The 25,789-nt window shown below is 65.9% G+C and carries 26 protein-coding genes; 14 read left to right on the top strand and 12 right to left on the bottom strand.

What is annotated here, in order from left to right:
• Nucleotides 1–18 precede the first annotated feature (18 nt).
• Together AC1D34_RS15560 and AC1D34_RS15555 are read left to right on the top strand one after the other, a co-directional pair.
• A complete protein-coding gene (locus AC1D34_RS15560; protein WP_441505872.1) occupies nt 19–513 on the top strand; it encodes a tripartite tricarboxylate transporter TctB family protein in 495 nt (164 codons plus the stop codon).
• Between the two features lie 4 nt (nt 514–517).
• Nucleotides 518–2,032, top strand: a complete 1,515-nt coding sequence (locus tag AC1D34_RS15555) for a tripartite tricarboxylate transporter permease (RefSeq protein ID WP_441505871.1) — start codon at nt 518–520, stop codon at nt 2,030–2,032.
• Between the two features lie 3 nt (nt 2,033–2,035).
• Here AC1D34_RS15555 and AC1D34_RS15550 read toward each other — a convergent pair whose 3' ends face one another.
• From AC1D34_RS15550 to AC1D34_RS15500, 11 genes are all read right to left on the bottom strand, one after another.
• Nucleotides 2,036–2,758 (bottom strand): GntR family transcriptional regulator, encoded by a 723-nt coding sequence (locus AC1D34_RS15550; protein WP_441505870.1) that lies wholly within the window; start codon nt 2,756–2,758, stop codon nt 2,036–2,038.
• A 104-nt stretch (nt 2,759–2,862) separates the two neighbouring features.
• Nucleotides 2,863–3,483, bottom strand: coding sequence for an SCO family protein (locus tag AC1D34_RS15545; protein WP_441505869.1), 621 nt, complete (start codon nt 3,481–3,483; stop codon nt 2,863–2,865).
• A 32-nt stretch (nt 3,484–3,515) separates the two neighbouring features.
• Nucleotides 3,516–4,571, bottom strand: coding sequence for a L,D-transpeptidase family protein (locus tag AC1D34_RS15540; RefSeq protein WP_476824681.1), 1,056 nt, complete (start codon nt 4,569–4,571; stop codon nt 3,516–3,518).
• 100 nt (nt 4,572–4,671) lie between these two features.
• Entirely contained in the window at nt 4,672–4,932 is a 261-nt protein-coding gene (locus AC1D34_RS15535; protein ID WP_441505867.1) for a signal peptidase II, read from the bottom strand.
• Between the two features lie 248 nt (nt 4,933–5,180).
• On the bottom strand, nt 5,181–6,698 hold the full coding sequence (locus tag AC1D34_RS15530; protein ID WP_441505866.1) for a tripartite tricarboxylate transporter permease: 1,518 nt from the start codon (nt 6,696–6,698) through the stop codon (nt 5,181–5,183).
• On the bottom strand, nt 6,695–7,192 hold the full coding sequence (locus AC1D34_RS15525) for a tripartite tricarboxylate transporter TctB family protein (RefSeq protein ID WP_441505865.1): 498 nt from the start codon (nt 7,190–7,192) through the stop codon (nt 6,695–6,697). Before AC1D34_RS15525 ends, AC1D34_RS15530 begins: the two co-directional genes overlap by 4 nt.
• Nucleotides 7,183–8,151, bottom strand: coding sequence for a tripartite tricarboxylate transporter substrate binding protein (locus AC1D34_RS15520; RefSeq protein WP_441489837.1), 969 nt, complete (start codon nt 8,149–8,151; stop codon nt 7,183–7,185). The genes AC1D34_RS15525 and AC1D34_RS15520 overlap by 10 nt, the downstream gene beginning before the upstream one ends.
• 11 nt (nt 8,152–8,162) lie before the next feature.
• Nucleotides 8,163–8,795 carry a 2-hydroxychromene-2-carboxylate isomerase gene (locus tag AC1D34_RS15515; protein ID WP_441489838.1) on the bottom strand — a complete coding sequence of 211 codons (633 nt, stop codon included), beginning with the start codon at nt 8,793–8,795 and terminating at the stop codon, nt 8,163–8,165.
• Entirely contained in the window at nt 8,782–10,251 is a 1,470-nt protein-coding gene (locus tag AC1D34_RS15510; protein ID WP_476824680.1) for an NAD(P)-binding domain-containing protein, read from the bottom strand. The genes AC1D34_RS15515 and AC1D34_RS15510 overlap by 14 nt, the downstream gene beginning before the upstream one ends.
• A complete protein-coding gene (locus AC1D34_RS15505) occupies nt 10,248–11,234 on the bottom strand; it encodes a LysR family transcriptional regulator (RefSeq protein ID WP_441505863.1) in 987 nt (328 codons plus the stop codon). The genes AC1D34_RS15510 and AC1D34_RS15505 overlap by 4 nt, the downstream gene beginning before the upstream one ends.
• A gap of 119 nt (nt 11,235–11,353) precedes the next feature.
• Complete coding sequence (locus AC1D34_RS15500) at nt 11,354–12,070, bottom strand: FadR/GntR family transcriptional regulator (protein WP_441505862.1); 717 nt, start codon at nt 12,068–12,070, stop codon at nt 11,354–11,356.
• 230 nt (nt 12,071–12,300) lie between these two features.
• Between AC1D34_RS15500 and AC1D34_RS15495 the strand changes: the two genes are divergently transcribed.
• The 12 genes from AC1D34_RS15495 (at nt 12,301) to AC1D34_RS15440 (ending at nt 24,152) form a co-directional block, all read left to right on the top strand.
• Complete coding sequence (locus tag AC1D34_RS15495; RefSeq protein WP_441505861.1) at nt 12,301–13,818, top strand: ABC transporter substrate-binding protein; 1,518 nt, start codon at nt 12,301–12,303, stop codon at nt 13,816–13,818.
• On the top strand, nt 13,815–14,771 hold the full coding sequence (locus AC1D34_RS15490) for an ABC transporter permease (RefSeq protein WP_441489843.1): 957 nt from the start codon (nt 13,815–13,817) through the stop codon (nt 14,769–14,771). The genes AC1D34_RS15495 and AC1D34_RS15490 overlap by 4 nt, the downstream gene beginning before the upstream one ends.
• On the top strand, nt 14,768–15,571 hold the full coding sequence (locus tag AC1D34_RS15485) for an ABC transporter permease (RefSeq protein WP_441505860.1): 804 nt from the start codon (nt 14,768–14,770) through the stop codon (nt 15,569–15,571). Before AC1D34_RS15490 ends, AC1D34_RS15485 begins: the two co-directional genes overlap by 4 nt.
• 63 nt (nt 15,572–15,634) lie before the next feature.
• Nucleotides 15,635–16,459 (top strand): creatininase family protein, encoded by an 825-nt coding sequence (locus tag AC1D34_RS15480; protein ID WP_476824679.1) that lies wholly within the window; start codon nt 15,635–15,637, stop codon nt 16,457–16,459.
• Between the two features lie 129 nt (nt 16,460–16,588).
• A complete protein-coding gene (locus AC1D34_RS15475; RefSeq protein WP_441505859.1) occupies nt 16,589–17,650 on the top strand; it encodes an extracellular solute-binding protein in 1,062 nt (353 codons plus the stop codon).
• 19 nt (nt 17,651–17,669) lie between these two features.
• Entirely contained in the window at nt 17,670–18,725 is a 1,056-nt protein-coding gene (locus AC1D34_RS15470; protein WP_476824678.1) for an ABC transporter ATP-binding protein, read from the top strand.
• A complete protein-coding gene (locus AC1D34_RS15465) occupies nt 18,722–19,564 on the top strand; it encodes an ABC transporter permease (RefSeq protein ID WP_441489847.1) in 843 nt (280 codons plus the stop codon). The genes AC1D34_RS15470 and AC1D34_RS15465 overlap by 4 nt, the downstream gene beginning before the upstream one ends.
• Complete coding sequence (locus AC1D34_RS15460) at nt 19,561–20,349, top strand: ABC transporter permease (RefSeq protein WP_476824677.1); 789 nt, start codon at nt 19,561–19,563, stop codon at nt 20,347–20,349. The genes AC1D34_RS15465 and AC1D34_RS15460 overlap by 4 nt, the downstream gene beginning before the upstream one ends.
• Before the next feature lie 9 nt (nt 20,350–20,358).
• Nucleotides 20,359–21,036, top strand: coding sequence for an RraA family protein (locus tag AC1D34_RS15455; protein ID WP_476824676.1), 678 nt, complete (start codon nt 20,359–20,361; stop codon nt 21,034–21,036).
• A gap of 11 nt (nt 21,037–21,047) precedes the next feature.
• The gene (gene ggt, locus AC1D34_RS15450; RefSeq protein ID WP_441505855.1) at nt 21,048–22,727 is read left to right on the top strand and encodes a gamma-glutamyltransferase; all 1,680 of its coding nucleotides are present in this window, start codon (nt 21,048–21,050) and stop codon (nt 22,725–22,727) included.
• A 28-nt stretch (nt 22,728–22,755) separates the two neighbouring features.
• The gene (locus AC1D34_RS15445) at nt 22,756–23,721 is read left to right on the top strand and encodes a 2-hydroxyacid dehydrogenase (RefSeq protein ID WP_441505854.1); all 966 of its coding nucleotides are present in this window, start codon (nt 22,756–22,758) and stop codon (nt 23,719–23,721) included.
• A 32-nt stretch (nt 23,722–23,753) separates the two neighbouring features.
• Nucleotides 23,754–24,152: a methylglyoxal synthase gene (locus AC1D34_RS15440; RefSeq protein ID WP_441505853.1), complete on the top strand. Its 399-nt coding sequence runs from the start codon at nt 23,754–23,756 to the stop codon at nt 24,150–24,152.
• On the opposite strand, the gene AC1D34_RS15435 is transcribed toward AC1D34_RS15440, so the two are convergent.
• The coding region (locus AC1D34_RS15435; RefSeq protein ID WP_476824675.1) for an efflux RND transporter permease subunit at nt 24,115–25,789 on the bottom strand (1,675 nt) is incomplete at its 5' end. The two genes, AC1D34_RS15440 and AC1D34_RS15435, sit on opposite strands and share 38 nt — an antisense overlap.

Below are 25,789 nucleotides of genomic sequence, written 5' to 3'. Positions count from 1 at the left end.
TCTCGAGGAGCCCGAACGATGTCGGTCAATCCAAGCAGACAGGATGCGCCCCGCAAGCCGCGGCCATGGTGGCTGGGGCTCTGCGTGCTCGCGATGGGGGCACTGTGGCTCAACGGTGCACGCGGCATTGCCTCGACCACGAACTATATCGGAGTCGGGCCGGCGGCCATCATCCTGGCGGTCGGAATCGGGCTGACCGTCCTTGGCGTGGTCCTGATCGCCCAGGCGAGACGTGGGGATCTCGTCGCGTCGCCAGACGGGGAGGAGGAGGCGCCCCCTTCGCGTTCGGCCTTCCTGCTCGCGCTGGCAGGGGTGAGCATCCCGCTCCTGACGATCCGCTGGCTCGGCTTCCCGTTGACCGCGATGCTTGCCTTCACCCTGGTGACCCATGCCTTCGGCTCGCGCCGGACCGGGCTCGACCTCGCGGTCGGAGCGACGCTCGGCAGCGTCGCGTGGTTCGGCTTCTCCCGCCTCGGCATCAGCCTTGGCCCCTTCCTGCCATTGCTTGGGTGAAGTCATGGAAATCCTGAGCCAGCTGATCGGCGGATTTGCCGTCGCGCTGCAGCCGATGAACCTGTTCTGGGCGCTGATCGGTTGCGCGCTCGGTACCGCCGTCGGCGTGCTTCCCGGGATCGGGCCGGCGCTGACCATCGCGCTGCTGATGCCGGTCACGACGCAGGTCGCGCCCGCCTCGGCCTTCATCATGTTCGCCGGCATCCTCTACGGCGCCCTCTATGGTGGTTCGACGACCTCGATCCTGCTCAACACGCCCGGCGAGAGTGGGGCGGTGATGACTGCGCTCGAAGGCAACCGCATGGCTCGCAATGGGCGCGGCGCAGCTGCGCTCGCGACGGCGGCGATCGGCTCCTTCGTCGCGGGTACGATCGGCACGCTGGCCTTGACCTTTCTTGCGCCGGCAATCGCGGAACTCGCCTTCGTCTTCGGGCCGGAGGACTATTTCGCCCTGATGGTCTTGTCCTTCACCTCGGTGGCCGTGGTGATGGGCCGGTCGATGGTGCGTGGCTTCACCGCTCTGTTCTTCGGCCTGGCGCTGGGCACGATCGGCATCGACACCCAGACCGGGCAGACACGCATGGTCTTCGGAACGCTCGAACTGCTCGATGGCGTCTCCTTCACCGTCGTGCTCGTGTCGCTTTTTGCGATCGGCGAGGCGCTCTATGTGGCTAGCCGCAGCGGCTCCGTGCCGGAGGCGATCAACCCGCTATCGGGCGGGAGCTGGATGACCCGGCAGGACTGGGCACGTTCCTGGAAACCGTGGCTGCGGGGCAGCGTCATCGGCTTTCCGATCGGCGCATTGCCGGCAGGCGGCACGGAGATCCCGACCTTCCTGTCCTATGCACTGGAGCGCCGCCTGAGCAAGCATCCGAAGGAGTTCGGACATGGTGCGATCGAGGGTGTCGCCGGCCCGGAAGCCGCCAATAATGCGGCCGCAGCCGGCATTCTCGTGCCGTTGCTGACGCTCGGCCTGCCTTCGACGGCGACGGCCGCGGTGCTGCTCGCCGCCTTCCAGAACTACGGGCTGCAGCCCGGACCGATGCTGTTTGCGACCAATCCCGATCTGCTCTGGGGCCTGATTGCGTCTCTCTATATCGGCAATCTGATCCTGCTCGTGCTCAACCTGCCGCTGGTCGGCATCTGGGTGCGCCTACTGCTGATCCCACGGCACTATATCTATGGCGGCATCGTCGTCTTCGCGCTGGTCGGCGTCTGGGGGCTGTCGACCTCCTGGATGGACCTGCTGCTGATGTGCGGCCTCGGACTCATCGGTTATGTGGCGCGGGTCTATGATTTCCCGATCGCGCCCGTGCTGATCGGTCTGATCCTCGGGCCGCAGGCCGAAATCCAGCTGCGGCGTGCGCTTGCGGTCAGCCAAGGTGACTGGGGCGTGCTGGTCAGCACGCCAATCGCCACGACGCTGCTCTCCATCGCGCTTCTCGTGCTGGTCGTACCGCCGATCCTGGTCCGGCTTCGGTCGCGGCCGAAGACCGAGCCCGCGATTTCCACCGGCTGAGCGCTARTCGCTGGCTCCGGCGCGGCGCTTTGCCGGCCGGATCGCCTCGGCCGCGGACAGCGCCGCCTGCAGGGCAGTCCTGGCGGCGCGGATGTGTCGCCGCATCAGGATCTCGGCCAGCTCGCCGTCGCGATGGCTGATAGCTTCGGTGATGCGCACATGTTCGCGCCAGGCCTCGCGCCCACGCCCCCGAACGGTCGAATGCAGACGCCGGCACAGGCGCAGCCGCGGATAGAACTGCTCGCACAGCAATTCGGCGAGGATCGGATTGCCGCTGCCGTTGGCTATGCGCCGATGGAAATCCGCCTCGGGCTCGTCCTGCAGATAGGCGCCGAGCGGATTGCGCTCGATCTCGTCGCGATGGCCGGCCACGAGTTCTTCGAGTGCCCTGATCTCCGCATCGCTCATATTCTCGGCGGCGAGGCGGGCGGCCATACCCTCGGTGGCCTCGCGCACATCGAGCAGCGCGAGGAACTCCGCGGCGCTGGGCTCGGCGACGCGCACGCCTTGATTGGCGACATAGGTGACGAGCCCGCGCTCCTGGAGGCGGCGGATCGCTTCGCGCACAGGCGCCCGGCTGGCGCCGTAGCGCCGCGCGATGACGGGTTCGCTCAGCTTCTCGCCGGGCGCAAGTTCACCGGCGACGATGGCCTGTGAAAGCGCATCGTAAAGCCGGACGGTCAGGCCCGTCGTAATGACGCTGTCCTGGCTGTCGCTGTCTGACATGGTCGCTGGCGCTTTCCCGGAATCGGAACGATGGCAGCATAGCGCAAGGGGCCGGGATTTTCCTTGATGATCCGGCTCTTGACCACGCGCCTCCCGCGCATGGATTAGCCGAGGACCCGCCTGATCTTGGCGAGCGAGGTGGCTTCGTCCTCATGATAGTCGATCATGGTCTTGAACCGGCCTTGCGTGTCCATCAGGTAGACTGACGCGGTGTGGTCCATGGTGTAGCTGCTCTCGGTCGGGATGCGCTTGGCATAGGCCTTGTAAGCGCCGATCGCGGCATCGACCTGCTCGCGACTGCCGGAGAGGCCGACGATCCGGGGATCGAAGGACTGCAGGTAGAGCGCCATCTGCTCCGGTGTGTCGCGTTCCGGATCGACCGTGATGAACAGGATCTGCAGCTTGTCCGCGTCGGGGCCGAGCCTGGAAAGCCAGTTGGTCATATCGAGCAGCGTCGTCGGGCAGACCTCCGGGCAGTGGGTGAAGCCGAAGAACACCGCCATGGGCTTGCCGCGGAAATCGGCGTCGGTGACGGATTTTCCCCTGTGGTCGATCAGCGAGAAGGAGCCACCGACCTGAGGGACACCCTGGCCCGTCGCCAACTCCGTTGATGGGCGCCCTGGACCGTCAACCTGCCACCACCCCAACAGAATTGCGGCGCTGACGAAGGTGATGACGCCGACCAGGAGCCAGGCGCCATAGCGAATGAACTTGAGAGCTTGCATGCTTGATGTCGGGTCTGTGGGCGTTCGCCGGATTATCGCTTGGCAAGAGAGGCCGTGGTCTCGACCTCGGCGGCTTGGTCGCCGCCGTACGGGTCGGCCAGCGCAGCTTCCGGCCGGCTGATCTCGATCTTGCCGGCGACCATGGTCTGCATCCGTTCCGGCCCGAGTTTCTGCAGGAGGCTGCGAAAGCTCTTGTGCATGCCGCCATCGAGATAGGCGTAGCTCATCGCTGGGACGCCATGGCCGACCAGTTCGGCAAAGCGCTGCTCGTCGCGGGCCTGGCGCTGCGCCACGACCGCGGCGATGGTCGGCTCGACCTCATAGGCAGGGCAGGGCGCATCGGGGCTGAAGGGCCGAGATCCCGCGCCGGGATTGAAGACATAGCGGCGGCCACAGGCGGCGAGCGCCGGCGGCTGCCGTGTCGCCTCGAAATGGTCGGAGCCTTCCTTGAGATTGCGCCAGAAGGCGATGTTCGGGTTGCTGCGATGCCGGGCCATGTTCTGCGGCGTCATGCGGAAGGGCAGTGCCTGGACCTGGAAGCTGCGCTGTCCGCCTGCAAAGGCCTCGCGCGCCAGGCCGTAGATTTCGGTGACGCCCTCATCCGTCATCGCGTAGCAGCCGGCCGAGGTGCAGGCGCCATGCACCATCAGGGCCGAGCCGGTATAGCCCTGCGCCTGCTCGAGAGCGTTGGGGTAGCCGAGATTGAAGGACAGGTAGAACTGCGAACGCGGATTCATCAGGTCCGGGGTGACGGTGTAGAACCCTTCCGGAGCCTGCCGGTCGCCTTCGCGCTTCTTGGGGCCGAACTGCCCTGACCAGCGGCACATCGGATAGGTCTTGAGCAACGCGTACTGGCCGCTGCGATCCCGCTTCCAGACTTCGAGTTCGCTTTCCTGCTTGAAGAGGCGCACCAGGATCGGGTCGGTCTGCGTCATGCCCTTGCCCGACATCTCGGCCACGAGACGGGCCGGCAGAGGCTGGAGATGGCGTGTGTCGCCTTCGCCGCTGACACAGCCGCTCAGCGCAACGGCACCGAGCGCCAATGCGAGGGCGAGACCGAGGAGCGGGCGAGGTTGACGTGCGGACATGCGGGGAAGCGTGGATGATCAAGGCTGACAGGAGGTGAAGAAGCGAGGTTAACGCTTTCCTACAGGCTGACCCCGGAGCAGGATCAAGCCCCGATCACGCTTACGTGCGCGGCTTCGGCGCCGGCTGAGCGCTCGGAAGGGCGGCGAGCAGCATCAGTCCGACCCCTGCCGAAATGGCGATATCGGCTCCGTTGAAGGTCGGCCAGTGCCAGCCCTGGTAATGCAGGTCGATGAAATCCGTGACGGCGCCCTGCCGCCAGCGATCGAGTGCATTGCCGAGTGCGCCTCCGGCCAGCAAATCCGGCCAGGCCTCGAGCGTGTCGCGGAAACAGCCCGAAGCTGACGCCGTAATTGAAGCCAAGGCGCAGATTCAGGAACGGGGCGATCTCGATCGGGCGTGGGGGCACCATGACGAAATCGAGGATCAGCCATTTCGTGACCTGATCGAGAGCGAAGGCCAGCGCTGCCCAAAGCAGGGCTCGTCCGAGATGACGATGCATCACGGCTGTCCGAGCGTGACGACGCGGATTCGTTTGAATGAGACCATCTCTGCCTCCGGCTGGTTATTTCAGACGCATGTACTCTCGAAGCTAGGCGCCGAAACGGCGCCTAACGGCTCTCCGCCCCCTCGACGAGGGGCGCCTTGCCGCGCTCGCGCCACATCCGCCAGGCCGGAGTCAGCAGGATGGCGGCGCTCAGCAGGGCGAGCGTCACGGCGATCGGGGTCGAGAGCAGCGCCGTCGTCTTGCCGCCGGAGATGGTCAAGGCGAGCCGGAGCTGGCTCTCGATCATCGGGCCGAGCAGCAGGCCGAGCACGATCGGGGCGCTCGGATAGTCCAGCCGCTCCAGCACATAGCCGATCAGCCCGACGCCGAGCAGCACCCAGAGGTCGAACAGCGAGTTGTTGACCGAATAGACGCCGACGGTGACGAAGAGCAGGATCACCGGCGCGAGCACGATGCGCGGCAGCCGCAGCACCTGGCCGAAGATCCGCGTTGCAGCCAGGCCGCCGACGATGGCGAGCAGGAACGACGTCACCAGGAATTGCAGCATGAAGCCGTAGACGATGTCCGGATGCTCGCGGAAGAGCTGCGGGCCGGGCCTGAGGCCGTGCACGAGCAGGCCGCCGAGGATGACGGCGGCGACGCCGGAGCCCGGAATGCCGAGCGCCAGCGCCGGGATCAGCGAGGCGGCGTTGTCGGCACCATTGCCGCATTCGGAGGCTGCGACGCCTTCCGGATTGCCATGGCCAAAGGTTTCCGGATTGCGGGCGACACGCTTGGCCTCGTTATAGGCGAGGAAGGACGACATGCTGCCGCCCGCGCCCGGCAGGATGCCGATGATGATGCCGATGATCGAGCTGCGGATCCAGACCGGCGTGAAGAAGCGCCATTGGCTGAGGGCCGAACCCTGGCGATGCAGCTTGAGCTTGTCGCCGCTCATGCCGGTCTTCACCGCCTCCTCGATGATCTGCAGCACGGGCGGCACCGCAAATAGCCCGGTGAGCAGCACGATGGCGCTGAAGCCGTCGAGCAGGTCGAGCTGGCCGAAGGTGAAACGTTCGGTGCCGTTCGAGATATCCTGGCCGACGGCGCCGATCAGCAGGCCGATGCCGCAGGCGATCAGCCCCTTYGGCAGATCGTCGCCGAGCAGCGACGAGACTGTCGCAAGACCAAGAATGCCGAGCCAGAAATACTCGATCGGCCCGAACATGAGGCTGAAGGAAACCAGCGGCGGCGAGAGCAGGATGAGCGAGATCGAGGACAGGACGCTGCCGATGACGCCGGACAGGAGCGCCACCTGAAGCGCGTAGGCTGCCTGACCCTTCTGGGTCATCTTGTAGCCGTCCAGTACGGTCGCAACCGAAGCCGGGGTGCCCGGCACCCGCATCAGGATGGCCGGAATGGCGCCGCCATAGGAACCGCCATTGTACATACCGGCCATCATGCCGAGTGCAAACATCGGATCGAGCCCGAAGGTGAGCGGGATCAGCACGGCAAGGCCGGTCACCACGGTCAGGCCCGGCAGGCAGCCGACGATCAGACCGGCGATCAGGCCGATGAACATCGCAAGGATGTTCATCGGGGCGAAGACAAGCGGAAGGGCGTGGAGGAGCGCGTCGATCATCTCAGCCGTCCCAGAAATGGGGAAAGGACATCCGGCGGGATCGGACGTTCAAGCGCATAGACGAAGATCGCCAGGATCGAGACCACGCAGACCACGGCGACGATGGCCGAGAGGCGCCAGCGCTGGAAACCGACGGCGGCTGGCAGCAGCACGCAGAGCGCGAGGCTCGGCAGGATGAAGCCGATGAGGCTGACCGCCGCGAAATAGGCGACAAGCGCCGCGATACCGACGGCGAGGCGAGGGGCGTGCTCGGCGAAACTGCCTTGCATCGGATTGCCCCGCTGCCGCCGGAGGAGTTCGCGCAGGGCGATCCAGCAGCCGATCACGGCCATGCCGATGCCGATCGCAACCGGATAGGCCGCGCTCTCGGCAGGATAGGTCGAGGCCGTGGCGATCACCGTGACGGAGGTCGCCACCAGAATGGTGGCGAATCCGATTTCTGCGAGGCTTCGCGACCGGCCCTGCGGGGCAGATGCCTCGGGCGTCACTTCCATGGGGTTGCCTTCCAGGTGGCCTCGAGATCGGTCGAGGCGCGGTCGAGGAAAGCTTTGAAGTCTGACGAGGCGAGATATTGCAGCGGAATCTCGGCCTTCTTGGCGGCATCGAGATATTCGGGGTCCTTCAGCGCCTGGTCGATCGCCTTTTCCAGCTTGGCGATGACATCGGCCGGGATGCCCTTCGGGGCCGCGATGCCGCGCGAGGCGCCGACGACGACGTCATAGCCGCCTTCGCGGAAAGTCGGTGCATCAGGCAAATACGACGAGCGCTCGGCGCTCATCACGCCGATGACCTTGATGGTGCCTTCGCGCGCGATCTGCAGGGCCTCGCTGAGATTCATCGTCGCGGCCGGGACATGGCCGCCGAGCACGGCCTGGCGCACCGGTGCCGTGCCGCCGAAGAAGGCGGGGGTGAATTTGGTATCGGCGAGGCGCTGGAAGTTCAGGAGCGCGATATGCTCCGAGGAGCCGCTGGCGCCTGAGGTGCCGATGACGACGGCGCCCGAGGCCTTCTTGGCTGCGTCGACCAGGTCCTTCAATGAGGAATAGGGGCTGTTCTTCGGAACGACCAGGACACCGGGATCGTAGACGAGATTGGCGACGGGCTGGAAGTCGCTCATCTTGAACTTCGACTTGCCCTCGACCACCAGCGCGTTGATCGCCGGCGCGTTGATGAAGCCGATCGTGTAGCCATCCGCCTTGCCCTGGGCGACCGAAGTCCAGCCGATCTCACCGCCGGCACCGGGCTTGTTGACGACGCCGATACGGGCGCCCGGACCGAGATATTTCTCCATGTAGCGGGCGATCGAGCGGGCGGCGACGTCTGTCCCGCCGCCTGGCGCGAAGGCAACGATCATCTCGATCGGTTTGTCCGGATAGTCGGCACGGGCCGGAGCGCCCGCTGCGGTGAAGAGGAGCGCGGTTCCTAGTGCGGCAACGATCGACAACGACTTCATGGTCGACTCCTTCAAGGGGCTGGGGCAGGCGTTGGAGAGGTGGTCAGCAATGCGCGTTCGACGAACCCGAGCCTGTCCTGGCCCCAGAACAGTTCCCCGTTCACGGCGTAGGTGGGAGTGCCGAAGATGCCGAGACGCTCGGCTTCAGCGAGATTGTCGTTCCAGGCCGCGATAATCGTCGGCTGCTGGGGATTGGCGACGAGCGGTACCGCGACTTCGCCAAGCGTTTCGCGGGCGATCGCCTTCAGCGTATCGAGATCGGCAATATCCTGGTCTTCCGCCCAGAGCGCGCGCTGGATGGCAAAGGAGAAGCTGCGCGCATCGAGGCCGGCGCGGTCGATGGTGATCACGGCCTGTGCCGCCAGTTCGATCGTCCGGCACGGGTAAAAGCGCGGCTTCAGGTTGAGTTTCATGCCGAGATGGCGGCGCCAGCGGTCGAGTTCGACCGCATGATAGGCCTGACGTGGATCGGGGCGGGTCCTGAGCGGAATGCCACCATTCGCTTCGATGATCCGGATCGGCCGTAGCCGGAGACGCGCGCCTGTGCGTTCGACGATGTCGTAGAGCCTGGGCGCGCCGAAATAGGCCCAGGGCGAGGAGATGCCGTAGAAGGCCTCGACCAGCGGGCGCTCACCTGCCGGCATGGCTGGCCTCCAGCTCGGTGTCCGCATCCTGCCATTCGTCGCCGAGCAGTTCGGGCGTGTCGTAGGCCATCAAGGCCCGGTAATGCGTCTCGCGATCGGCGACGAAGAGTGCGCGGGCGATGCCGCGGGCCAGCCGCTCGGCGCCGTCGCTGACCGCCGGAATGTCGCCCGAGAGCTTTCCGTGGCTCAGCATCGCGGGATAGTTGAAGCAGTGTATGCGCGAGAGGGCCGGGCAGGTGCCCGGCACTTTCTCCTGAAATTCGAAGGCGGGGCCGAGATCGGGCGCGTGCAGCAACTCGGCGCTGTCGCTCCCTGGCGGCGGCGTATAGCGATCCTTCCAGAAGCGGATGTAGGGCGCGACCGCTGAGAGTTCCGGCCGCTGCGCGGGATCGACCGAGAAGCCGGTCGCGAAGATCAGGAAGTCGAGATGATGCACGCCCTTCGACGTGGTCAGCACGATATGGCCATCCTGCTCCGCGAGATCGAGCAGCGGGCTGCCGAGATGGAAGCGGGAATTGGCATGGCGCGAGACCCGCAAGGTGCTGTCGCGCGGCGGCGGGGTCTGCGCCTTCAGCGCGTAGTCGAGGAAGCGCCATTTCCAGTCGTCCGGCAGCCCCGCGAAGCCATGCACCACGCCCTGGCTGCCGATGCCGGTGAACTTGTTGATCCGCGGCAGATCCTTGCGACGCACGATAAGATCGAGACTGGCAACGCCATGCTCCAGCGCGGTCGCCGCATTGTCCATGGCCGAGGCGCCGGCGCCGATCACGCCGACCCGCAGGCCTTTCAATGCCGCAAAGTCGATATCGTCCGCGCTATGGGCCCAGAATTTGCGGTCGATGCCATGTGCGATCGGTGGCACCCAGGGGCCGCCCAGCCCATCGCGTCCGGTGGCAAGCACCAGATGCCGCGTGAAGATGGTGCGTGTTCCCTCAGCATCCGAGATGTCGAGGGCCAGGATGTCGTCGGCCAGCGGCGTCACCGCGTCGAGCGAGGTCGCGTTCGCGATCGGGAGGCTCAGCACGCGCCGGTACCAGACGAGGTAGTCCATCCACAGGCCGCGCGGGATCTTGCCGAGGGCGTCCCACGTCGTGCGGCCGAACTGCGCCTCATACCAGGCGCGGAAGGTCAGTGCGGGCAGGCCGAGTGCGGGGCCGGTGAGCTGCTTGGGCGAACGCAGCGTTTCCATACGTGCATAGGTCACCCAGGGGCCTTCCTGGCCGGCGGGGGCGCGGTCGATAACGGTCACGTTGGAGAGGCCGAGCCCCTTGAGCGCGGCCGAGGCTGCCAAGCCGCACATGCCGGCTCCGATCACGACGACGTCGCGAACACGCTGGCCGTTGAACGCGCGCTGCGGCACCCAGTCCTTCGCCGGCCATTCCAGCCATTCAAGGTCCTGACGGAGGCGTTGCTCCAATGCGGGGAGGCCCATCGGGGCCGGCAATGCGGCATTCATGCCGTTCTTCCGATTGCTCTGGCTGCGACTGGGGCCGGGCCGAAGATATCGGCCAGGAGTCGGTCACGTGCCGTGGGAGGGTGTTTGACGAAGCCGGGCAGCGTCTCGCGGGCGAGGGCCTCCAGCGCGCCGACGAGACCTTCGACGAGGGGCGTCAACGGACGGCCATAGGGCGTGACCACGCCCCAGAAGAAGGAGATGGGCACGTCGAGCTTGCGGATCGCGACGCCCTCGAGCGGCATGCCATAGGCGATCACCGGTTCGAGGATCGCGATGCCGAGGCCGGCGCGCGCGGCCATCAGCGCCGTGTTGGAGGTATTGGCATCGAGGACCGAGGCCGGCCTGACGCCAACCTGCTCGAGGGCGACGTCGACACGTCTGCGCCAGCGGAATGGGTTGGCCATCGTGATCAGGCGCCGCCCCTCGATCGAGGCGAGCGGAATCGTGCCGGACGCGGCAAGAGGGTCGTCGGCGCGGATAGCGGCCACGCAAGGTGCTTCGCCGATCCAGTGGATTTCGAGGGCGGGGTGATCGACCGGCAGGCTGGTCACGCCGATCTCGGCGACATGGGTCGCGACCGACTGGACGACCTGCTCGGCCAGCGCCGCACGAATATGGACCTGTTCCGGCAAGGCATCCTGGCCGAGCCGCGCCAGGGCTGCGGGCAGCATGCCGGCGGCGAAGGAGGCGATCGCCGCGATCTCGAGCGAGCGCGGCTTGTCGGCGGCGATGGCCTCCGCACGCTCGCGCAGCTGCCGAAGCCAGGTGATGACGGGCTCGACTTCCTGGTGAAAGCGCAGTCCGCGCTCGGTGGGGGTGACGCGCGGGCCGCTGCGGTGAAGCACGCTGAAACCCAGCGTCTCCTCGAGCTCCTGGATCAGCCGGGTCAGGGCTGGCTGCGAGCGGCCGAGCAGCCGCGCCGCGCCGGTGATGCTCCCGGCGGATATGACGGCGGCGAACGCTTCAAGCTGGCGCAGATCCATTGGATGGTACCATTCCCATTTTGAATGCTAACTATGTCATGATGCGCGTCAAGCATGAAAGCGTGCATGAGAATGCGATCCCCAGCTTGAGTGAGCCGTAGGCTCCGTCCGGTGGATCTTCAGAAATGGATGCCGTCGAAGACCCGTTCCTGGGCATTGCGGATATGGGCCTGCATCGCCTCGCGCGCCCTGACGCCGTCGCCGTCGCGGATGGCCTCGAAGACGGCCGCATGCTCGCGCTGAACCATGGCGAGATGCTCGGCCGATTGCAGAACGGAGAAGCTGCGGGCGAGGTCGATGACGAAATCGACCTGAGACCTCACAGCGGCCAGAGCGGCCTCGAAATAGGGGTTCTGGGTTGCCCGTGCGATCGCTGCGTGAAAATCGCTGTCCTGCTGGACGCCGATCCGGCCCGTCTTGATCGCGAGGTGGATCGCGTCGAGTTCCTTCTGGATCGCGGCGATATCGGCCTCGCTGCGATGCAGCGCGGCCGCATAGGCAACCTCGCCTTCGAGTGCGATCCGGAACTGATAGACGCGTCTGACATTCGAGATCGTGCGAATGCCTTCGTCCTTGCTCAGGGGAGCGCGGGGCGGCGGCGCAGTCAGCTGCGGTTGCACTGCCGCGATGAAGCTGCCGGCGCCTTGCCGGGAATGGATCAGGCCGTCATCGCGCAGGCGCCGCAATGCCTCGCGCACCGTCGGCCGCGAGACGCCAAACTCCTGGCTCAGTTCGTTCTCCGAGGGCAGCTTTCCATCGGCGAAGACTTCGCCGCGCCGGAGGCGCTCAAGCATGTCTGCATAGAGTACGTCGCTCAGTTTCGGGCGGTGAGACACGGGCGCCTTCTGTTCCAGGTCATCACGAACTTGGCAAGTTCACTTGTAAACAGATTTACATACTTTGCTGCACCTGCAAAGCGACCTGGCTCTACGACTATCGAATCGCGCTATTTTTGAGCGTGCAGGGGCGCATAATCACGCAAGRCGTGCGTTGACAGACAAGTTTTCAACTCGCTACTTGTAAAGGGACCGGCGACCTTCGAGGCCCGGTGCGGGGAGATCGTTTCATGACCACGACGCGTCGTGCCATCCTCCAGGCCGGGCTTGCCCTGCCGTTCATGTCGATGCCGGGGCGCGCGCAGCGTGCGAGCGGTATCCTGCGCTACGGGCTTTCCGCCTTTCCGCCCAATCTTCAGCCCTGGGTCAGCACCGGGGCGTCGGCCGGCACGGTGAAGATGCTCACGCATCGCAGCCTCGTTTCCTATGACAGCAAGGGCGAGTTGCGAGGCGAGTTGGCCGAGTCCTGGTCGCGCGACAGCGATGGCGCCTGGGTCTTCAAGCTGCGGCAGGGCTGCGTCTTTCATAATGGCGAACCGGTCACGGCCGAGGACGTGAAGTGGTCGATCGAGCAGATCGCCGGCGAGAAGTCGACCGCCTATATGCGCACCCAGTTTCAGGGGATCGAGCGCATCGAGATTCCCGACCCGAAGACCATCCGGCTTGTCACCACGCTGCCGCAGGCGACGTTGCCGAGCTGGTTCGGCAACTACAACACTTTCGTGATCTGGCGGAAATCGGCGCCGAACGAGCCGGTCGGAGCAGGCCCCTTCAAACTGGCCGGACAGGAGCGCGGGACCTCGCTCGATCTCGTCGCCTTCGACAAGTTCTACAAGCCGGGTTTTCCGAAGGTGAAGGGCATCAAGTTCGTCGTCTATGCCGACGAGAACCTGCGCTTCGCCGCGCTGCAGTCCGGCGATGTCGACATGATCGAGTATGTGCCGTGGCAGTCGATGTCCGCGGTCGAGGCCGACTCCAGGCTGAAGCTCGATTCGGTCGAGGGGCCGTTCATGGACATCCTCTTCAACGGCACCAAGCCGCCCTTCAACGATCCCCGCGTGCGCCGGGCCATCGCCCATGCCGTGAAGCGCGACGATATCGTCAAGGCCGCCTTCTTCGGGCGCGGCAAGCCGCTCGAGGGCCTGCCGATCGTCGAAGGCACGCCCTGGTATGACAAGGAACTGGCGCATGGCTGGAATTATGATCCGGCCCGGGCAAAGGCRCTGCTCGCCGAGGCCGGGTTCGCCAACGGCTTCCAGTCGACGCTGCTCGCCACCTCGCAGTTCGGCATGCACAAGGATACGGCCGAGGTGGTGCAGCAGCATCTGGCCGCCGTCGGCATCCAGTGCGAGCTGCAGCTGCCGGATTGGTCGACCCGGGTGAGCCGCGGCACGCGCGGCCAGTACGACATGGCGATCCACGGCGTCTCGTCGGACAACAACGACCCTGATGGCCTTACCGTGGTCCTCGACACTTCGTTGTCGCCGACCCATGGCCGCTCTTTCAAGGTCGATGCTCCGCGCACGATTGCGGCACTCGCCAAGGGGCGTTCCGAGTTCGATCAGGCCAAGCGGGTCGAGATCTACAAGGAGATGCAGCGCGCGGCGCTCGAGGAGGTACCCCTGGTCGGCCTCGCCTGGCGCTCGCAAGGCTATGGCATGGACAAGAGCGTGATGGGCTTCACCAACCTGCCCGGCGCGCTCACCACCTCATCGGGCGCGACGCTCGAAGAGACCTATTTCGGATGAGCGTGACCTGGTTCGCGCGCCGCCTTGCGGTTTCGCTCGGCCTCGCCTGGGTCGTTGCAACGATCGTCTTTCTCGCCCTGCACATGGTGCCGGGCGACCCCGCCGAATTGCTGCTTTCGACGGGAGGGATCTCACCCGATCCAGCGGCTGTCGCGGAGTTGCGTGAAAAGCTTGGGCTCGAGCGGCCGCTGCTTGCGCAGTATGGCGCGTTCCTCGCCGGCCTCATGCAAGGCAATCTCGGGCATTCCCTGGTCGATGATTATCCGGTGCTGAGCGAGATCGCGCTGCGCCTGCCGCGCACGCTGGAGCTCATTCTTGCCGGCACCTTGATCGGTATCGCGGTCGGCGTGCCCTCCGGCGTCTATGCGGCCCTTCATCGGGGCGGGCGCTTCGATCGCATCGCTTCTGGCGTCACAGCGCTCCTGCTGGCCGTGCCGGTTTTCGTGGTGGGCACATTGCTCGTGCTGCTGATGGCGCAGACCCTGCGGCTGATGCCGGCCGGCGGGTTCGTGCCCTTCACACAGGACCCGGTCCAGCATCTCAAACTGCTTACGCTTCCGGCCATCGCAGTCGGCAAGGGGCTGGCCGCCATCCTGTTCCGGATGACGCGCGCCTCGATGCTGGATGCACTCGCCAATGACTATGTCCGCACCGCTCGCGCAAAGGGCCTCTCGCAGGCGCGCATCCTGGTCGTCCATGTGCTGCGCAATGCGCTCAACCCGGTGCTGACCGTACTCGGCCTGCAAATGGGAACCCTGCTGGGCGGCACCGTGCTCGTCGAATACGTCTTCAACTGGCCGGGCCTGTCGACGCCGCTGCTGCGGGCCGTCGAGGCGCGCGACTATCCGATGGTGGTCGGTATCATTCTTACCATCTCGGTTCTGTTCCTGTTGATCAACCTTGTGGTCGAGATTCTTCACGCGATCGTTGATCCGAGGGTGCAGGCGGGATGAAACGGCTCTGGCTTCCCGGCGCCTTTGTCGCGCTGATTATCTTCATCGCTCTCGCCGCTCCGTTTCTCGGCCTGCCGGATCCGGTCAGGCAGGACATTGCCCGGCGGCTCGCTGCGCCGAGCGCAGGCTCCTGGCTCGGCCGTGACGAATTCGGCCGCGATGTGCTGTCGCGCTTAATCTGGGGCGCGCGCACAAGTCTGGGCGTCGCCTTCGTCGCTGCCTTGGTTGCGGGAACAGTCGGCACCGCGATCGGCCTGATCGGGGGCTGGGGCAAGGGGCTTGGCGCGTTCCTGACGGTGCGCAGCGTCGAGATCATCATGTGCTTTCCGCCGGTGCTGCTCGCCCTGCTGGTCGTCACCTTGCTCGGGCCGGGCGCGGCGACGCTGGTCCTGGTCCTGTCGGTTCTCTATCTGCCGGGCTTCGCACGCGTGGCCTATGCCGAAGTGCTCGCGGTGCGGTCGCGCGAATATGTCGAGGCGGCGCGGGCGTTCGGCGCCACGCCCCGACGTATCCTGCTCCGCACCGTGCTTCCCAATATTGCCGGCCCGCTCCTGGTGCAGCTGTCCCTGACAGTGGCGGCCGCTGTCGTCATCGAAAGCGGCCTGTCGTTTCTCGGACTTGGCGTCGTTCCGCCGGCGCCCTCCTGGGGACTGATGATCAGGGGCGCGCGCGCTACGATGGAGCAGGCGCCGCTGCTGCTGCTCTGGCCCTGCGCGGCGCTGACGCTGACCATCCTCGCCATCAACCTGCTCTGCGATGCCCTGCGCGACGCGGTCGATCCCCGAACCGCCGACCGCTGAGAGGCAGAGCCTTCCCATGACGATCCTCACCGCGAACTCCCTCGCATATCCAGGATGAAGCCAATGGCCACCAAGACTACTCCCCTCGTTCACATGGGCACGATCACCGGCGGAGAGGCACGGGAGATCCTCGAAGAGAACCCCGTCATCCTGCTGCCGATGGGCAGCCATGAGGATCAGGGCCCGCACGCACCGATGGGCGACTATCTTCTCGCCGAGAAGATCGCCGAGCTCGCGGCCATCCGCGCCTCGGAGCGCGGCGTGCGCACGCTGGTTGCTCCCGTCCTGCCCTTCGGCGGCGCCGACTGGTTCGGTCCGATGGTCGGTGGCATTGCCATTTCGCAATCGACCTTGACGGCGGTGATCGCCGAGATGGTGGATTCACTGCATCGCAATGGCCTGACGCGCATCATCGTGATCAACGGCCATGGCGGCAATGTCGGCCCGATCTCCGACGTGGCGCGCGAGCTTTACCAGCGCGAGCAGATCGTCCTGCCGAGCCTTTATCTCTGGCGCATCGCCTACGGGCTGCTGCCGGGCATTCTCGGCGCGGAGAAGGCGGCTGCGGTCGCTGGACATGGTGCCGATCCGCTGACCAGCCTCGGGCTGCACCTGTTCCCGGAGCTGATGCGCAAGGACCTGATCCCGGCTGGCCAGCCGCTGAAGCGCGATCCCGTGCTCGACCTGCAGTTCACYGGGCTTGGCACGGCGAGCTTCGAGGGCGCCGAGGTGGCGATGCCCAATGAGTATGACGAGGTCTACAATCTTGGCGTCGCCAAGGGGGATTCGAAGCTGTGCTCGGCTGAAACGGGGGCTGCGCTCTCCGAGAAGCTCACCGAGATCTGCGCCCGTTTCGTGGCCCATTTCGCCAGCAAGGTCGACGGCTGAGCCTGCCCCGCTGATATCCCTACGGCGGCGCATGGGTCTCCAGCGCCGCCGCGCCATKACAAGCCGGTGGGCGCTGGCTACGACATTGCGGCTGCCTCGCATGCGGCCATGACAAGAGGGGAAGCTTCCATGCCGACACGTCGTCTTGTTCTTCAGACCGGGCTTGCGACCATCGCCGCTCCGGCTCTCGTCAGGGCCCAGGGGCTCAGCGGCTCGATCACGCTGATGTCCTATTCCGGGATCTTCCAGGACAACTACGTGAAGGCGGTGGTCGAGCCGTTCCAGCAGGCCTTTCCCGGCGTGAAGGTGAACTATGTGCCGGGCGGCACCTCGGCCCAGATGGTCGGCAGCGTCCGAGCCCAGAAGGCTGATCCGCAGGTCGATGTGGCAATCATGGATGTCACCACCTCCAGCATCGGCAATATCGAGGGACTGTTCGAGAAGCTGACGCCCTCCGAAGTTCCGTCGCTGAACGAACTCCATCCGGAGGCCCGCGCGGCCGGAGGCGATTACGGCCCGGCCGTGACCTTCGACCATCTCGTGCTCGTCTATGACACGCAGAATCTGAAGCCGCCGATCGAGAAGCTCGCCGATCTCTGGCGGCCGGACCTCAAGGGGCAGGTCGCGCTTGCGGCGCCGCCGAACATCCAGGGGCTCGCGCTCACCGCAATGGTCGAGAAGATGGAGGGCGGCGACTACCGCAAGTCGATCGATGCGGCGATCAAGAAGCTGCGCGCTCTCGCCCCTTCGGTGAATACGTTCGAGCCCAATCCCGATGGCTATTCGCTGATCCTGAACGGAGTGGTGAAAGTCGCGACCGGCTGGAACGCCCGTGCGCAGCTCTATGGCGACCAGACCGGCGGCAAGATCGCCGCGTTGCTGCCGCCTGAAGGATCGGTCTTCCAGATCAACACCATCAACCTCACTGCCGGCTCGAAGAACAGGGCCGCCGCGGTTGCCTTCGTCAATTTTGCGCTGGCGCAAGCTGCGCAGAAGGCTTTCACCGAGCGGATGTTCTATGCGCCGACAAACGCCAAGGCAGCGATCGACGCCAAGGCGCTGGCGCGCACCGCTGCCGCCCCGGAAAGCCGGGGCCGGATGATCGGCGTCGACTGGAACGAGGTTCTGAAGATGCGCGACCAGTGGAACAATCGCTGGCGGCGCGAAGTCATCGCTGCGGCAGGTCGCTGAGCCGGGATCGCAGCCTGCCATGAGCTATCTCGAACTCGCCGGCCTGCAGAAGCGCTACCGCGATTCCGTCGCCGTCGATGACGTCGCGCTTTCGGTCGAGAAGGGCGAGGCCGTCGCTCTCCTCGGCCCCTCCGGCTGCGGCAAAACCACGACGCTGCGCATGCTTGCCGGCCTGATCGATCCCGACGCGGGCTCGATCCGCCTCGACGGTGCCGAGATCACGCGCCAGCCGGCTCATAAGCGCAACATGGGCTATGTCTTCCAGTCCTATGCGCTGTTTCCGCATCTGAGCGTTGCCCGCAATKTGGGCTTCGGTCTCGAGGAAAGGCGCGTGCCGCGCCCTGAGACGTCGCGGCGCGTCGAAGAGGCGCTCGGCATGGTGCGCCTTGCCGGCCTCGAGGGCAGGCGCCCCCGCGAATTGTCAGGCGGTCAACAGCAGCGCGTGGCGCTGGCGCGGGCGCTCGTCATTCGCCCGTCCGTGCTGCTGCTCGACGAATCCCTGTCCAATCTCGACGCCAAGCTGCGTGACGCGATGCGCCACGAGATTCGCGACATCCAGCGTTCGCTCGGCATCACCACGCTCTTCGTCACGCACGATCAGGTCGAGGCGCTGACGATGTGCGATCGGATCGCGGTGATGAAGCGCGGGCGGATCGAACAGATCGGCACGCCGGAGGATATCTACGAGCGGCCCGCGACCCGCTTCGTCGCCGACTTCGTCGGGCGCGCCAATGTGCTGCCGGCCTTGCGAAATGAGGCGGGCGCCATCAGCGTCTGGGGAGTGACCTTGCCGGCCACCGCTCCGGCCGGCGGCGAGATCGACGTCTTCGTGCGGCCGCAGCGCATCCGGCTCGCCTCAACCGGTGAACCGTCCGGCGAGGGCATGGTTCGGCTGACCGGCCGGGTTCTGCGCAGCGTCTTCGTCGGAGATCATGTCGAGGTCATCGTCGAGGGGGCAGGGGGGCAGCTCAGCGTCGAGATGYAATCCGGCACGAAGCCGCCAGCGGCCGGGACCGAGGTCGCCGTGCTCTGGCAGGCCGGAGACACGCTGCTCTTCCCGCGCGAGGCAACATGACCGCCGGCTCGCGCCTGCCTTGGCTGGTCGTCCCGGCGGCGCTCCTTCTTCTCGCCGTCTATGTCTGGCCGACCCTTGGCCTGTTTCGCACCGCCTTCAACGAGGTCGGGCCGACGGGGGCGATGATCGAGGCCTGGTCGCTCAAGACGACCAGCGAAGTCCTCGCTGATTCCTTCACGATCGAGCTGACGCTCAACTCGCTCTGGCTCTCTCTGAGCGCGACACTGATCGCGCTGTGCATGGCCTATCCGGTCTCGCTGTTCCTGTTCCGGACGCAGTCGCGCTTTCGTGGCCTGCTGGCCGTGATCGCGATCATGCCGATGCTGGTCTCCGGCGTGGTGCGTGTTTTCGGCTGGCTCGCCATCCTGGGCGATCGTGGGCTCGTCAATTCCCTTGCTCAGTGGCTTGGGCTGATCTCGACGCCGATGCGCCTCGTCTTCAACTGGACGGGCGTCACCATCGGCCTCGCCGAGAGCATCATGCCCTACATGATCCTCGCGCTGCTCGCCGGTTTCGGCCGGCTTGACCGCACGCTGGAGGAGGCGGCGCGCAGCCTGGGCTGCACGCCGCTGCGCACGTTCCTGCGGGTGACCTTGCCGCTGAGCCTGCCGGCGCTCGCGCTCGCGGCGGGCCTGGGCTTCGTGCTCTCGATGTCGGCCTATATCACGCCAAAACTGCTCGGCGGCGGTCGGGTCTTCGTGCTGGCGACGGAGATCTTCGAGCAAGCGACGACGAACACCAATTGGCCGGTCGCCGCCGTACTGGCGATCTATACGCTCGTGCTGCTGCTGGCGCTGCTGGTGCTCTCCAATGTCGCGGCGCGGAGGCTGCAACGATGAATGGCGCCGGACCCGTCCTCTCGACGCTCGCAGGTATCGTCTACGCCCTGATCCTGGCGCCCATCGTTGTCGTCGTGGCACTCGCCTTCTCGGCGGACAATTTCATCCTGTTCCCTCCGTCCGGCTATTCGCTGCGCTGGTTCCAGCAACTCGCCGGCAACACACCGCTGCTGAATGCCGTCGTCCTCAGCGCTCAGATCGCCGGCGTGGTCACGGCGCTGTCGCTGCTGCTTGGCGTGCCGGCGGCGCTGGCGCTCGACAAGGGGCGGTTTCGCGGCCAGGAGGCGCTGAAGAACTTCTTTCTCGCACCGTTGCTGCTGCCCACCTTGATTGTCGGCCTCGCGCTTCTGCTGTTCTTCACCCCGCTCAGGCTGACTGCGACCTTGCCCGGGCTTGTGCTCGGCCACATGACCGTGACCCTGCCTTTCGTGATCCGGATGATGACGACGGCGTTCTCGACGCTGCCGGATGATATCGAAGCGGCTGCCGCGACGCTGGGCGCGAAGCCCTGGCGGGTGATCTGGCGCGTGACGCTGCCGCTTGCCACGCCCGGCCTGATTGCCTGCGGTGCCCTGTCCTTCCTGCTGTCCTTCGACGAGACCGTGATCTCGCTCTTCCTCTCCGGTCCGCGCGCTTCGACGCTGCCGGTCGAGATGGTGCGCTATGTCGAAGGACGCACCGATCCGCTCGTCGCGGCCCTGTCGGTGATCCTGATCGTCGCGACCCTCATCATCGTCGTTCTGGTCGAACGTCTCGTCGGCGTCGCGCGCGCCGTCGGCCAATAGGAGAGAACCATGCCCGACTACCGCATCGAACCCATGCCGCAGCAGATCTCGCCGGCCCTTGCCGAGAAGCTCAGCCGCGTCGAAACCGCCACCATCGGCCATTCCCAGCACTGGGGATTCATGGACCGCGGCATCCAGCCCTTGCTGCGCAACAAGCGTATCGCCGGCGCAGCCGTGACGCTTGCCATTCCCGGGCAGGATTCGACGCTGCTGCACCACGCGCTCGGGCTTCTGCGCCCCGGCGACATCCTCGTGGTCGATCGACTCGGCGATGACAAGCATGCCTGCTGGGGCGGCGGCGTCACCGTGGCGGCCAAGGCGGCCGGCGCGATGGGCGGCATCGTCGATGGCCCCTGCACGGATCTGACCGAGATCGAAGACAGCGATTTCCCGATGTGGTGCCGCGGCATGTCGCCGATCACGACCCGGCTCTACAATCTCGGCGGCACGCTGAACCTGCCGATCTCCTGCGGCAATGTCGCGGTAAGGGCCGGGGACATCATCCTCGCGGACGAGTCCGGCGTGCTGGTGCTGCCGGCAGGAGAGGCCGAGGCGATTGCCGACGCGGCGCTGGCCCGGCAGGAGCGTGGCGAGCGCACTCAGGCGCGCGTCAAGGCCGGCGAGAAGCTTGGCGACATCWCCGGCGCCACCAAGATGGTGCTCGAGGCGCTGAAGCAGAACGGCTGAGGACAGACACGATGAACGCCCAGCTGCGCGGCCCGCGCGTCGCCAATTTCACCTGCGAGAAGCTGTCGGCCACCGGCTCGCGCGGCATGGTCGTCACCAATCATCCGCTCGCCTCGGCCGCGGGATCGCACATGCTGCTCGCGGGCGGCAATGCCATCGATGCGGCCATCGCCTCGCTGTTCGCGCTCACCGTCGTCGAACCGATGATGGTCGGCGTGCTCGGCGGCGGCGTTGCCCATATCCGGCTGGCTGACGGTCGTCATCTCGTGCTTGACGGTTTGTCGACCGCGCCGGGCAAGGCCAGTGCCGACATGTATGAGGCGCTGTCGCACGAGGTCGGCAAGGCGCGAGATACGCGTGACCGCGAGAACCTCGTCGGCCCCAAGGCCGTCGCGGTTCCCGGTGCGCTCGTCGGCTGGTGCGAGGCATTGGCGCGCTTCGGCACGCTGCCGCTCGCCGATGTGCTCCAACCTGCGATCCGGCTGGCCGAACGCGGGTTCGTGGTCAGCCCCTATCTCTCCGATTGCATCGCGGATTGCGCGCCGGATCTCGCACGCGATCCGGGCCTTGCAAAACTGTTCCTGCCCGGCGGAAAGGCGCTGCCGGCGGGGGAGCGGCTGGTTCAGGGCGATTATGCCGCGAGCCTGCGGCTGATCGCCGAAACCGGCCCCTCGGCGCTCTATGATGGCCCGCTCGGCGCGGCGCTAACCTCCTTCATGGCGGCCAATGGCGGGCTGATCGACCAGGCCGACCTCGCCGCCTTCAAGGTAATCGAGCGCGAGCCGGTTCGGGGTCGCTATCGCGGCTTCGAGATCCTCGGTCCGCCGCCGCCATCCTCGTCCGGCGTCCATATCGTGCAGATGCTGAACATCCTCGAGGGCTACGATATCGGTGCGCTCGGCTTCGGCTCGAGCGATGCCGTGCATCTCGTTGCCGAGGCCCTGAAGATCGCCTTCGCCGACCGGGCGGTGGCGACTGCGGACCCGGCCTTCGTCAAGGTGCCGATCGAGCGTCTGACGGCCAAGTCCTACGCCGATGAGCGCCGCGCCGATATCGACATGGCCCATACCAAGGCCTGGGCGGCCGGTCTCAGCGCCGGGGAATCCGCGAACACCACTCATGTCACCGTAGCGGATGCGGCTGGCAATGTGGTTGCGACCACCCAGACGATCAACGGCCTGTTCGGCGCCTGCACCCAGATCCCCGGCACCGGGATGCTGACCAACAACTATATGTATAATTTCGATCCACATCCCGGCCGCGCGCTCTCGATCGCGCCAGGCAAGCGGGTCTTCACTTCGATGGCGCCGATGATGGTCCTGCGCGATGGCAAGCTTGCCTTCGCGCTCGGCCTGCCCGGCGGCCTGCGCATCTTCCCCTCGGCACTGCAGGCGATCGTCAACCTGATCGACCACGGCATGAGCCTGCAGGAGGCCGTCGAGGCGCCGCGTGTCTGGACGGAGGGTGGAGCCCTCGAACTCGAGAGCGCGATCCCGGATTCGGTCGCCAGCGAACTGACTGCGCGCGGCCATCAGATCGCACGCGTGCAGCGTGTCGCCGGCGGCATGAATGCCATCGGCTTCAATTCCGACGGAACGCTCACCGGCGCCGCCTGCTGGCGCGCCGATGGCACGCCCGTCGCGATCTCCGGCGGGCTGGCGCGCGCCGGCGTCCGCTTCACCATTGCCTGATTTCGTTCAAGCCAATCGGACCATCATCATGTCAGAAACCATCGTCGTCCTCGATCCCATGGCGCCTGAACGCGCCGACAAGCTCAGGGCGCTCCTGCCGCCGGGTTTCGTCCTCACGCATGGCACGGCGCGCGGCGACGACCACATGAAGGAAATCATCGCGGAGGCCGAATACGCGATCGCGGGACAGGTCGGCGTCAATGCCGAGGTGCTGAAGGCGGCGAAGAAGCTCAAGCTGCTCCACAAATGGGGCGTCGGGGTCGATAATCTCGACACCCAGACCGCCAAGCAGCTTGGCATCAAGGTTGCCCGCACCACGGGCAGCAATGCCGTGCCGGTCGCCGAGTTCACGCTCGGGCTGATGCTTTCGGCCCTGCGTCATATTTCCTTCGGCCATGCCGAGTTGAAGAAGGGGGACTGGCGTGGCGGGCGCTTGCCGGGCGACACCTTCACCCTGTCCGGCAAGACGGTTGGCATCGTCGGCTTTGGCGCCATCGGCCAGAATGTCGCGAAGCTGCTGAAGGGCTTTGGCTGTACGATCCTGTATTCGAAGCGCCAGCCGCTCTCCGCCGCAGAGGAAGTCGAGCTTGGCGCGAAGCACGCTTCGCTGGCAGAACTGCTGGCGAAGTCCGACGTCGTCTCGCTGCATTGCCCCCTGACGCCGGAGACGGCGAACATGATCGACAAGTCTGCCTTCGCTGCGATGAAGAAGACGGCGGTGCTTATCAACGTGGCGCGCGGCGGCGTCGTCGCCGAGAACGACCTGATCGAGGCCTTGCGCGCGAAGGAGATTGCCGGCGCCGCGATGGACGTCTTCGAGATCGAGCCGCTGCCGGCTGACAGCCCCCTGCTCGGGCTCGACAATCTGGTGGTGACGCCGCATCTGGCGGCGATCGCATCCGACAATTTCGCCCCGACGGTGAAGCGGATGTTCGACAACATCGCCCGTGTCTCGCGCGGCGAGCCCGTGCCCGAGCGCGACAGCGTCGTCTGAGCCCGCGCGGGGCTGGAACAGGGAAGGCGGACATGACGAAACGCCTCGGCATCGGCTTGATCGCCCATGACCGCAAGAAGCCCGATCTTGCGGCCTGGGTGACGCGAAACATCCAGGTTCTGAGCGCGCATCGGCTTGTGGCCACGGCGACGACGGGTTCTGTGCTGAAGCAGAGCCACCCCGATGTCAGTGTCGAGACAGTGAAGAGTGGCCCGCTCGGCGGCGATCAGCAGATCGGAGCGATGATCGCCGAGGGGAAGATCGACGTGCTGATCTTCTTCCCCGATCCGCTTGCCGCCATGCCCCATGACGTGGACGTCAAGGCGCTGCTTCGCCTCGTTCTGGTCTACGATATCCCGGCCGCGTTCAGCCCAAGCACGGCCGACGCATTGATCATGTCGGACGTGTTCTCTCCCGCACGGCGGCGGTAGTCGGCTTCGGGTTCGCCCATCTCGCGATGGTCAGCGCCTTCGACACGCGCTCCATGTAGAGAAACAGCACCGGCGTGATGAAGAGCGTCAGCACCTGCGAGATCAGCAGTCCGCCGACCACCGCGATGCCGAGAGGTTGACGCAGCTCGGCGCTGGCGCCGGCGCCGAGTGCGATCGGCAAGGTGCCCATCAGCGCCGCCAGCGTCGTCATCAGGATCGGGCGGAAGCGCATCAGACAGGCGCGGTGGATCGCATCCTGAGAGGGCACGCCCTCGCGTTGCAGCACGAGCGCGACATCGATCATCATGATCGCGTTCTTCTTGACGATGCCGATCAGCATCAGCATGCCGATGATCGCGATCACCGACAGGTCGAGGCCGAAGAGACGCAGCGCGGCCAGGGCGCCGATGGCCGCCGATGGCAGGCCGGTCAGGATCGTCAGCGGATGGATGAAGCTCTCATAGAGGATGCCGAGCACGATATAGATCGTCAGGATCGCGCCGGCGATCAGCAGGCCCTGGTTGGCGAGCGAATCCTGGAAGGTCTTGGCGGTGCCGGCAAGCGTCGTCGAGAGCGTCGTCGGTAACCCAAGCTCCGTCTTGATGGTGTTGATCCTGGTCACGCTGTCGCCGAGCGCGACGCCCGCAGGGAGGTTGTAGGAAATGGTCACCGCCGGAAGCTGGCCGAGCTGGTTCACCGTCAGCTGCCCCGCCGTGCGCTCGACGCGGGTGAAGGAGCCGAGCGGGACAAGCAGGCCATTGCTGGCGCGCACGCGGATCGCGTCGAGCTTGTCGGCCGTCCAGCCAAGAGCGGGGTCGAACTCGACAACCACCTCATAGCTGTCTCCGGTGGTGAAGATGGTCGAGACCTGACGAACGCCAAAGCCGGAATACAGCGTCGAGCGCAGGGTGTCGGCGCCGATCTGCAGTGAGTTTGCCTTGTCGCGGTCGATGACCAGGGTCGCTTGCAGGGCGTTGTTCTGGAGATCGGTGGTGACGTCGGTGAAGGTCGCGCGATCCTGGCTCATCTCATCGGCGAGCTTCAGCGCCCAATCGTTCATCTGCGTCTGGTCGAGGCCTTGCACCACGAGCTGATATTGGCTCTTGGAGGCGCGCGCGCCGATATTGAGGTTCTGAACCGGTGTCATGAAGGCGTTGATGCCGGCGACCTGTGCGAGCTGCCTGCGCAGGTCGGAGAGCACGGTCTGCAGCGCAGGACGTTCGGTTCTCGGCTTCAACTCGACGAAGAGGCGCCCGGCATTGAGCGCGCCGCTGCCGCCACCGCCGCCTCCGCCTCCGACTGAGGACGCGACATGGCTGACATAGGGCGAGTTGCGGAAGACGTCGGCAACCTCCTTCTGCAGCCTTTGCATCGCGGGGAATGAGATATCCTGCCTCGCTTCCGTCGCGACCTGGAGCTGACCTATATCCTCTTGCGGGAAGAAACCTTTGGGCGCGGTCTGGAAGAGCCAGACCGTGCCGATCACTGTTGCGAAGAAGGCAGCAAGCATCAGCGGCTGCACACGCAGACAGAGAGTCAGCGCGCGGTCATAGCCGCGGAGCACGCTCTCAAAGCCGCGTTCGAGCACATGGCCAAGGCCGTGCTCGGGAGCGTGCTGGTCGGCGTTGGTCAACAGC

The sequence above is a fragment of the Allobosea sp. P1_A7 genome, assembly GCF_056406775.1.
Note: the sequence above shows the minus strand (reverse complement) of the source record. Positions and strands in the feature narration are given on the sequence as shown.